This window comes from Pantoea dispersa (genome assembly GCF_014155765.1).
In the GTDB taxonomy this organism is placed as follows: Bacteria; Pseudomonadota; Gammaproteobacteria; order Enterobacterales; family Enterobacteriaceae; genus Pantoea; species Pantoea dispersa.
The window spans coordinates 1805-10676 of sequence record NZ_SCKT01000018.1 but is presented as its reverse complement, the minus strand read 5'-3'; the positions used below and the strand labels follow the sequence as shown (position 1 = coordinate 10676).

Annotated in this window: 5 protein-coding genes; 4 read left to right on the top strand and 1 reads right to left on the bottom strand. The window is 57.3% G+C overall.

The features are described 5' to 3' along the window. Positions 1-286: 286 nt before the first annotated feature. Both H7K56_RS23020 and H7K56_RS23015 read left to right on the top strand, forming a co-directional pair. The gene (locus H7K56_RS23020; protein WP_150059870.1) at positions 287-670 is read left to right on the top strand and encodes a hypothetical protein; all 384 of its coding nucleotides are present in this window, start codon (positions 287-289) and stop codon (positions 668-670) included. Between the two features lie 376 nt (positions 671-1046). Beyond that, positions 1047-2036: a LysR family transcriptional regulator gene (locus H7K56_RS23015; protein WP_150059871.1), complete on the top strand. Its 990-nt coding sequence runs from the start codon at positions 1047-1049 to the stop codon at positions 2034-2036. Between the two features lie 163 nt (positions 2037-2199). On the opposite strand, the gene H7K56_RS23010 is transcribed toward H7K56_RS23015, so the two are convergent. Further along, entirely contained in the window at positions 2200-4779 is a 2580-nt protein-coding gene (locus tag H7K56_RS23010; protein ID WP_223815739.1) for an autotransporter outer membrane beta-barrel domain-containing protein, read from the bottom strand. A gap of 841 nt (positions 4780-5620) precedes the next feature. On the opposite strand from H7K56_RS23010, the gene H7K56_RS23005 reads away from it, so the two are divergent. Together H7K56_RS23005 and H7K56_RS23000 are read left to right on the top strand one after the other, a co-directional pair. After that, positions 5621-6361, top strand: a complete 741-nt coding sequence (locus tag H7K56_RS23005; RefSeq protein ID WP_223815740.1) for a fimbria/pilus periplasmic chaperone — start codon at positions 5621-5623, stop codon at positions 6359-6361. A gap of 34 nt (positions 6362-6395) precedes the next feature. Next, positions 6396-8849 carry a fimbria/pilus outer membrane usher protein gene (locus H7K56_RS23000; RefSeq protein ID WP_150059872.1) on the top strand — a complete coding sequence of 818 codons (2454 nt, stop codon included), beginning with the start codon at positions 6396-6398 and terminating at the stop codon, positions 8847-8849. Positions 8850-8872 lie beyond the last annotated feature (23 nt).

Here is an 8872-nt window from a genome sequence, read left to right as displayed (position 1 = left end):
AATAACACAACTCCCACAAAATTCAGGCATTACTCTGATTAACACCGGTACTGAAAAGCGGTGCCCGAAACAGTATTTTATAACGGTGGTAAACGTTACAACCTAGGCCAAGTGCCGGTCATCCGCCATTTCAGAGCTTCAGTGAGGATTTGTCAGTGGTGGGACAGCCTGCTGAACGACCCCTTATGTTCATTTTAGTTCCGTTTAATATCTGGTTCGGTAAGGTGAATGCTGCTAAGTTAAGTAATCGTGAATTATTTCTGACTGAACTGGGTGAGATATACCCATGAAGATTCTTACCATTCAGTACGTATGCGGACTGGCGGCCTTGCTTGTGATGACTGCCCATAATGCTGCCTTTCTGGGGGATTACTGGGAAAACCACATTCCCGGCGTCCTGAGCGTCGATGTTTTTTTCAAAGTCAGAGGTTTCATTATGACGTTCATCACTCGGGAGGCACCGGATGGAGCAGGTGCATTTTTAATTAAGCGTTTTCTGCATATGGCCTCCCCCTCTTTCTGGTCTGGCTCGCCTCACTTGTCTTTGTTTATCCTGAACGGACCAGCGGCCAGATGTCGTGTGTCCTTTATTTCTGCCTTCAGGATTACAGCAGTCAGTGGCCGACGTTTGGTTACAGCCCGCTCGGCCAACCCGGACCCTGTCCTATGAAGTCATGTTCTACGCCGTTTTTGCCCTACCATGCGTCTCAGTTATCGCTACCGCAGCTGTCTCTGTGCACTGATTTTTATAATTACCATAATAGTGCTGCTGTATTTTTGCTGTCTCCTGTCACTGTGGACTGGGCCTGGCTCTGAAAGTCATATGGATTAAATACTAACAACTGCTTCCCTCCAGAGGTATAATATTATAAATAGCGCTAATGATTCCCAGCCCTACATAAAACTTTTCGGGGTTTTTGTCGGCATTTTGGAGGGTTGATTGCATCGGTTTATTAATTATCCAGATTGATGGCTGAATTATCAATTTTGGTTTTAACATTTATGAGTTCGAATCCGAAACGGATCTATGTTGAAAAGGAGAATAAATGGATAAGGATAATAATCGTGGCATGCGTGACTGGCTTATATTTATACGTACCGCTGAGTCCGGCAGTGTGGCGGAAACGGCACGGCAACTCGATCTTACTGCGCCTGCAGTAAGTAAAGCCATCAATCGTGTTGAACAGTATCTAGGGAGCGTACTTTTTACGCGCACACCTACGGGCATGAATCTTACGGATGCGGGAAAAACTGCTCTTAGGCATGCACGTAATATCACTAATTTGTTTGAAATACTCCTTGAAGAGATCCGAAATCCCGAAAATGAAATCAGGGGAACAGTAAGACTGACTGCGCCGGCTATTGTCTGCGAATTCCTTGCTAATGAGTGGGTATATGATTATTCCCTGACACATCCCGGTGTAAAAGTTTTTCTTGATGCTCGTGAACGTTCAGATCTACACCGCGACTCTCCGGAACTGGATGACCTTGTGTTACGCAGCGGGCGAATTGAGAGTGAGGAGCTGGTTCACCGCAAACTCAGTCCTTTGAAGTTAGTACTGTGCGCAAACCCAGATTATCTGAACCGTCATCCTCCAATCAAGCATCCCCGTGATCTTGAAAAACATAACTTATTTGGTATGCACCACCACGGTCTTTCCGGGCCGCTTATGTTGTCCCGGGGGGAAGAGTCATTTGTTCTCGAGAATATTTCAGATACTGGTATTTCTTCCAACAATCTTTTTGCTTTACTGAATCTTGTAATTCAAGGGAAGGGCATAAGCCTTGCCACCCCTGGGTGGCTGGCCTCCGGCTACCTCCGGCAGGGGCAACTGCAAATGATTCTGAAGGACTGGAAAATACCTGACCTGCCTGTATGGCTGATATGGAGACCTCGCGCTCATCAGACTCGGCTCTTCACCAGCTTCCGCGACTATATTGAAATTCGCTGGAACAGTCGTCCTCAGATATCGTCGACAGAAACAGAGTTAAAACCACTTCAGCCAGATTTTCTGATAAAAAAAGAGGAAGGTTGAATTGCCTGAAATGATGTCAGACAATCTGCTGGTTACGATATCGACGGCGAAAGTACTGCCGTCGATATTGCTTATCTGCCAGCTGAACGGGTCGAGCCGGAGGCGTGGCTATGCTACCTGCTGCCGTTGAAAGCTGATTTAACGTTCATCACGGCGTGATGGCTCAGAACCTGTAACTCACCTGCAGCGAACCTTGGCTCTGACGGTAGCCAGCACCTCCGGCTTGCTGCGTGAACATCACGGCTCCAGTTAGGCTCTGCGACAGACGCCCCTCCACGCCCGTTTTCATTTCCGCAATATTCCGACTCCCCCGCACATCATCCGTTTCACCGTTCATGCGCACGCTGTACGCTGCCGTATTATGCAGCCAGTTCACCTCAACGAACGGCTGAAACTCGCGTACGGTCTGCAGGTCCGCCACGCTTTTCCCGTTCAGGTAAGTCCTGACTCCGAGGCGGGTGGTGATGCCGGCGTTTCCCGTATTCTGAACCTGGGTGCCGCCCGCCTCGGTGTGGTCATCCGCCCTGATGCCGGACCAGACGGCCTGCGCATGCGGTTCAAGGAACAGACGGTTCTCCGTCGCGCTGCTGCTCTGCCAGCTTCCAGCCAGCCATGCATAACCACCCTCAAGCGACGCTTTGATCCCCTGACTGTTGTAGCGCTCCACAGGCAGCATATCCCCTGACACTTCGTTGTGGAACCAGTTATACTGCGCCCACGTCTCGGCCCAGGCACCGGTCTTCGCCTCCGCGTTCTGGTACCATGCGCCGTACATCCCTGCGCTATATCCGCTCACGCTGCCTTTCGCATCCCGTCCTGTCAGGCTGTTGTGTGAGTTGCTGTTCGCCCGGCCGTAGCCGCCCATAATGCCGGCATGAAATGCGTCCGTCCCGTCTGTGGAGACCTGAATGACGTCCCCGCCCAGTTGCAGTACGTAGCGATTCGTCTGTGTGCGGTTCTGCCTGTCCGTCATCGACGCGTGCCCGTGACTACCCAGGTTACGCATCCACATGCTGGTAGTTCTGACCTCACCCGTTGCCGGATCGGAATAGCGCGTTTCCCCGCTGCGGTCACGCATTGACAGGTCAAACATGCTATTCACCGCCTTAAGGTTAGCCGCATAGGCCGCCGCCTCGGGGCGATACATGCGGACTGGCTCAGGTGAAGGCCCGGGAGAAGGTGTGGGGTCAGGGACTGATGCGAAGGCAGTGCTGGTCAGGTACCAGCCCGCCGTGTCTGTGCCTGAGACATTTCCTTTGCGCAGTCTGTAGTCATAGGCACCGGCCACCACGCGGTTACCCAGCGAGAACACGGCGTCAGAGCGCCCGCCCACGCTGATAAGCTGAATGCCGTCCAGCGTCTGCGCGCCGCCGCCGTTCTCGTTGGTCACGAAAAGCGTGCTGGCACCGCTTGCGTTGCCGGTCACCACGAGGCGGTCAGTCAGGGAGTCATCGCCGCCCAGCACGCTGCCGAGCGATACCGAGCTGTCGGGCAGTCCGGTATAATCACCGTTAACCGTCAGGGTGTTGCCCGCGCTGGCCGGGGTGGGATTCAGCACGAGGCTCCCTCTGTTGGTGAGGCTGGCGTTTATAACGGAGGAGGCCATTTTTTCGGTGCTGAAAAGCAGCGTACCGTTCTGAGACAGGGCGCCATTAAGAACGCTGCCGCTTTCCAGCGTCAGGGTGCCGTTGTTGACCGTGCCGTTAGCGGCGGCCCAGTTGGCCGATGGCGAGAGCGTCAGTGAACTGCCGGAGCTGACGGTAATGTTGTCCACGCTGACGTTATTCGTGGCGGTGAACGCTGCACTGTTATTCACATCGCCCACGGACACGGTGGAGCCGTCACCGGGTGTACCGCTGACGGTGCCGCCAAGCACGGCACGGCTGCCGGCGAGAATGAGTGAGGCGCCACCGAGGCTGACGTCACCCCTGATGTTACCGGCATTAAGAATGCCACCTGTAACCGTACCGGTGTTCGTGAAGCTCCCCAGCGTCCCGGTGTTGCGCACCGCGTACTGGCCGCCGGAGAGGGTTCCCCGGTTATCAATCACCCCCACGCTGCCGTTATCCTCAATGTCCAGCGCCACCTCTCCGGCCCTGACGGTGCCCGTGTTGGTGAACGCGCCTGAAATGGTGCCGTCAGTGGTGAAGGCAACGGTGTCCGACAGCGTGGTGGTGGTGTTGGATACGGCACCTACAGTCGCGCCGGTGGCAATCCAGAGTGCGCGTCCGGTGCCGGAGACCATGCTACCCCCCGTGGTTTCCCAGCGGGCGATAAAGGCGCCAGGTTCCACAAGGAAAAGGAATTGATTATAGTCAGTGATATTTTTTGCGGGGTTCGTGTTATCAAATATTGAGTATCGGCCGGTCGTACTGGCAGACGTAGAGCCACTCAGAATAAATCCGTTCAATCTTCTCAGGTTAATATCTTGTGCAGATGTTTCTGACGCTAACAGGATACCAATAGAATTTAAACCGCTGGGGTTGCTGACCAAATAGGTATTCGCCTTTACTGTATTTAAACTTAAAAGTGAATCTAAAGCACCCTGAGTAAAGGCGTAGGGCCCTCCAGTTAAAGCATCAGGTAATATCGTCTGAACATCTGGCAATGTCGTGATGGCTGCATGGGATGCGCCAGCCATCAGGCAGCAGGTCAAACCCAGATATTTTATCATCAGAAATACTCCATTAAAATTACGAAGATATAATTGCGACTGAAAAGGAAAAGTGAGATCCGTGAGCATTTTCGCATAGTTGCTCTCTTAATACCGCTCCGGTCAATTAGCCTGCAAAAGAAGTGTAGCAGGAGGGACAGCAGCCGGATACAGAAGCCACAGTAGCACCTAAAAAACACCATCATATTATAAATCAATAATTTGGTGTCGCATCCCGATACAGGGATCTTCATAGACAGAGGCAATAACCTGTGCATGCGGATGACGCTGCATCGCGCCAGGGAAATCGCGCCATCTTTCCACGCACTGCTTGAGTAAATCCGCGTTGATGACGTTATGGTGAGTGGCACCATCAGACTAACCGCGCCAGCTGTGGTGTGCGAGCACCAGGCCTGCCACTGGGCGAATGATTACACTTTGCCTGCCCCCTGATGTGCAATTTTTACGGGACGTGCGGGAGCGGAGCGTCCTCAGCTTCGCCGGGCTGCCTGGCCGCCAGCTATATCGTCTGCGGGAGGCTGGTTCCCTTGCTGCCGAATGGAAAATCTCCGACCTTCCGGTGTGGCTGATATGGCGGCAGCGACACGGCAGGCGAAGCTCTTCATGCACTTCAGGGACTACATTGAGCAGTGCTGGGAAATACGCCCCCAGCGCCAGGTAAATCACGGACGAAGGCTGAAGTCCTTTTCACCTGCCGCTGCGAACGCAACCGGACAGGCGCCGGCTCAGCGTCTGCCTCCTTCACCTGAGGTCCGCATTTGCAGGCATGTCCTAAAAGTTAATGCCGACATAACCTCCCGGCGGTTTCATGGAGGCCTTCGCATCTCTATTATTGCCGCCCTCAGTTAACCTCCCCTGCGCTTTGCGGGCCCTGTCGGGCTGTTGCGCGGGCTCGTGAAAGGACAGAAATATGATGAAGTTTCATGCCGGTGCGCCCGCCGCCCTGCTGGCCGGCGCACTACTCACCCTGAGCACGGGCAGTCATGCCGCACCGCAGGTGGAAACCACGACAAATACCTTTCGCGTGACGCTCGGGGCAACCCGGATCGTTTATCCGGAAAAGGCATCTGGTGCGCAGGTGTCAGTGTCAAACCCACAGGCCTATCCCGTTCTGGTGCAGTCGTCCGTGACTATGGAGGATATGAAATCTCAGGCTCCTTTCGTGGTGACGCCACCTCTGTTCAGGCTTGAGGCTGGCCAGCAGAGCCGCCTGCGCGTCATCCGAACAGGCGGCAATCTTCCCGCTGACCGCGAGAGCCTGTTCTGGCTGTGCGTGAAGGCAGTGCCGCCGTCAGGAGATACCAGCGGCGGAGGTAATGGCAAGGTTTCTCTTGCCGTCAACGTGGCCATCAGCACGTGCGACAAGCTGCTGTACCGCCCTGCCGGCCTGAAAGCCAGTCCGGAGGAGGCTGCTGGCTCGCTGCGCTGGACCCGCCAGGGAGCCACGCTGCGGGTCAGTAACCCCACGCCGTTTTACATAAACCTGAAGACAGTCAGCGTGGGCGGAAAGCCCGCAGGTAATCTGACGTATGTTCCGCCGCAGGGCTCTGCCTCCCTGACGCTGCCCGCTGGCGCGGCCGGGGCAGTGTCCTGGACCGTGATTAACGACCTGGGGGGGGAGAGCCGGCGCTTTCAGATGAACCTCAGTTAACTTTTTCGTCAGCTGCAGCCTTCCGGGAGGGGTCATGCGACATTTTACCACAGCGCTGGCCCTACCGGCGGCCTGCTTCGCCGCCGGCGCGCTAGCGCAGGATTATCACTTTGACGCCGCGCTGCTTGGCGGTGCGGTGAAGAAGTCAGACCTTGAACTGTTTGAGCAGGGTCTGCAGCAGCCAGGTACCTACCGGATGGATGTGCTGCTCAACGGCGAACGGGTTGACAGCCAGGACATCACGCTGCGGCTGGTCAGTAAGTCAGACGGCCGCCGCGACCTGAAGCCCTGCCTGAGCACGACGCAACTGTTGCGCTGGGGAGTGAAGGTGGACACCTGGCCGGGCCTGACACAGGCAGGAGGCAGCGCTAACTGCGTCCGGCTGGCGGCCATTCCACAGGCGGCGAGCCGGGCTGACGTGGCCGCTCTGCAGCTGCATCTGGATATTCCCCAGGCTGCTCTGCAGCCGCGCTACAGCGGGCTGGCCCCCGAGGCGCTCTGGGATGACGGCATCACGGCCTTTCTGATGAACTATAGCGCAGGAACTTCCCGTACGGACGGAGACGGCGCAGGCCAGTCCTCATCTTGGGCGCAGTTGCTGCCGGGCTTTAACGCCGGCCCCTGGCGGGTCCGGAGCAGCTGGAGCTGGCAGAGCGGCGGACAGTGGCAGCGGGCGTACAGCTACGCCGCGCGTGGGCTGAGAGGCTTAAAAAGCCGCCTGACTCTGGGTGAGCGGACCACGCCGGGCGAAGTGTTTGACGGGGTACCCTTTACCGGAGTGATGCTGGCGACCGACGAGTCCATGACACCGGCCGGAGAACGAAGTTTTTCGCCAGCGGTCAGCGGCGTGGCGCGCACGCGCGCCCGGATTGAGGTGCGCCAGAACGGCTACCTGCTGAAAACTCTGCAGGTGGCACCGGGGCCTTTTGATATTCAGGACTTACCTGCCAGCGGCGGGGGCGATTTGCAGGTGACGGTGCATGAGACCGACGGCCACAATCAGTTCTTTACTGTGCCCTGGCAGACCCCGGCCGTGGCGCTTCACACTGGCTACCTGAAGTACAGCCTGGCCGGCGGATCCTACCGGGTCGCCGGTACAGGAACGGTAGCCGCCCCGCTGGTTCAGGGTACGGCGATGTACGGCCTGCCGCACGGACTCACCGTTTATGGTGGTCTTCAGGCAGCGGCACACTACAACAGCCTTTCGCTCGGGCTGGGCGGCTCGCTGGGCCGACTGGGGGCCATCTCCGCCGATACAACAGCCGCGCGAAGCGAACTCTCTGACGGCAGCAGGGAGGCCGGGACATCCTGGCGGGTGCGATACAGCAGCCGTCTGCATGCAACAGGAACCGGTTTTTCTCTGACAAGTACGCAGCACACCTCGCCCGGCTACCGTCAGCTCGCGGAGGTGATGGACGGCTGGCAGAGGGAGAGGGGGCGCTATCAGACCGTACGGGGGGGGCAGATGCGCGGCAGTAGCACCCTGACGCTGAATCAGCCGCTGGGAGCGCTGGGCGGCATCGGACTTAACGTGAACCGAACCAGATGGTGGGGCGATAAAGGGAGCAACTCGGGATATGGCATCAGCTGGAGCGCGTCGCTGCGCGGTACATCCGTCTCGGTGAGCTGGCAGCAGAACCGGCTTCGTTCCGGCTGCCGGGACAGCACCCTGAATATGTGGCTGAGCGTACCGCTTACCGGCGGCACGAATGCCAGCTGGAGCCTGTACGAGCCGTCCCGCGGCAGCCTGACACAGGAAGCCGGACTGAGCGGGCTTGGCATGGACGACAGGCTGAGCTGGGACGTCAGGGCGCGCTATCTCAGCGACGTACCTGCCGATCAGCGCAGCAACAGTACCCTGCACCTGGGCTGGAGCGGTACCTACGGGCAGTCCGAAGTGGATTATGGCTACAGCCCTTCAGGAAGGAATATAGGGGCAGGTGTGTCAGGTGGTGTGATTGTGCACCGTCACGGCGTCACCCTGAGCCAGCCCCTGAGTGAGACGGTCGCACTGGTGAGCGCTCCTGGCGCTGCTGGCGTGAACGTCACCGGATGGCCTGGAGTCAGGACAGACCGGCTAGGCTACACGGCAGCATCCGGTATGAACAGCTTCCAGGAAAATACCGTCAGCCTGGACCCGACCGCACTGCCCGACGACGTGGAAGTCACACAGACTGATGTGAAGGTGGTACCTACAGCCGGCGCGGTGGTGGCGGCGAATTTTTCCACCCGCACCGGCGCCCGGGCTCTTGTGACATTACACCACCCTGACGGCTCGCCCGTGGCGTTTTCAGCCTCTGTCAGCGCGGAGGGCGTGGAGGGCAGTGTGGGCATGGTAGGGGATGGCGGTCAGGCCTACCTGACCGGCCTGCCCGTAAGAGGTACGCTGCGCGTGCGAGAGGGTGCAGGCGCCTGCAGGGCTGGCTACCGCCTGCCGGAGGAGAAGAGCGTGGCAGGGTTATACACACTAAACGCCGTATGCCGATGAATGACAGAAACATACCTGAAAAT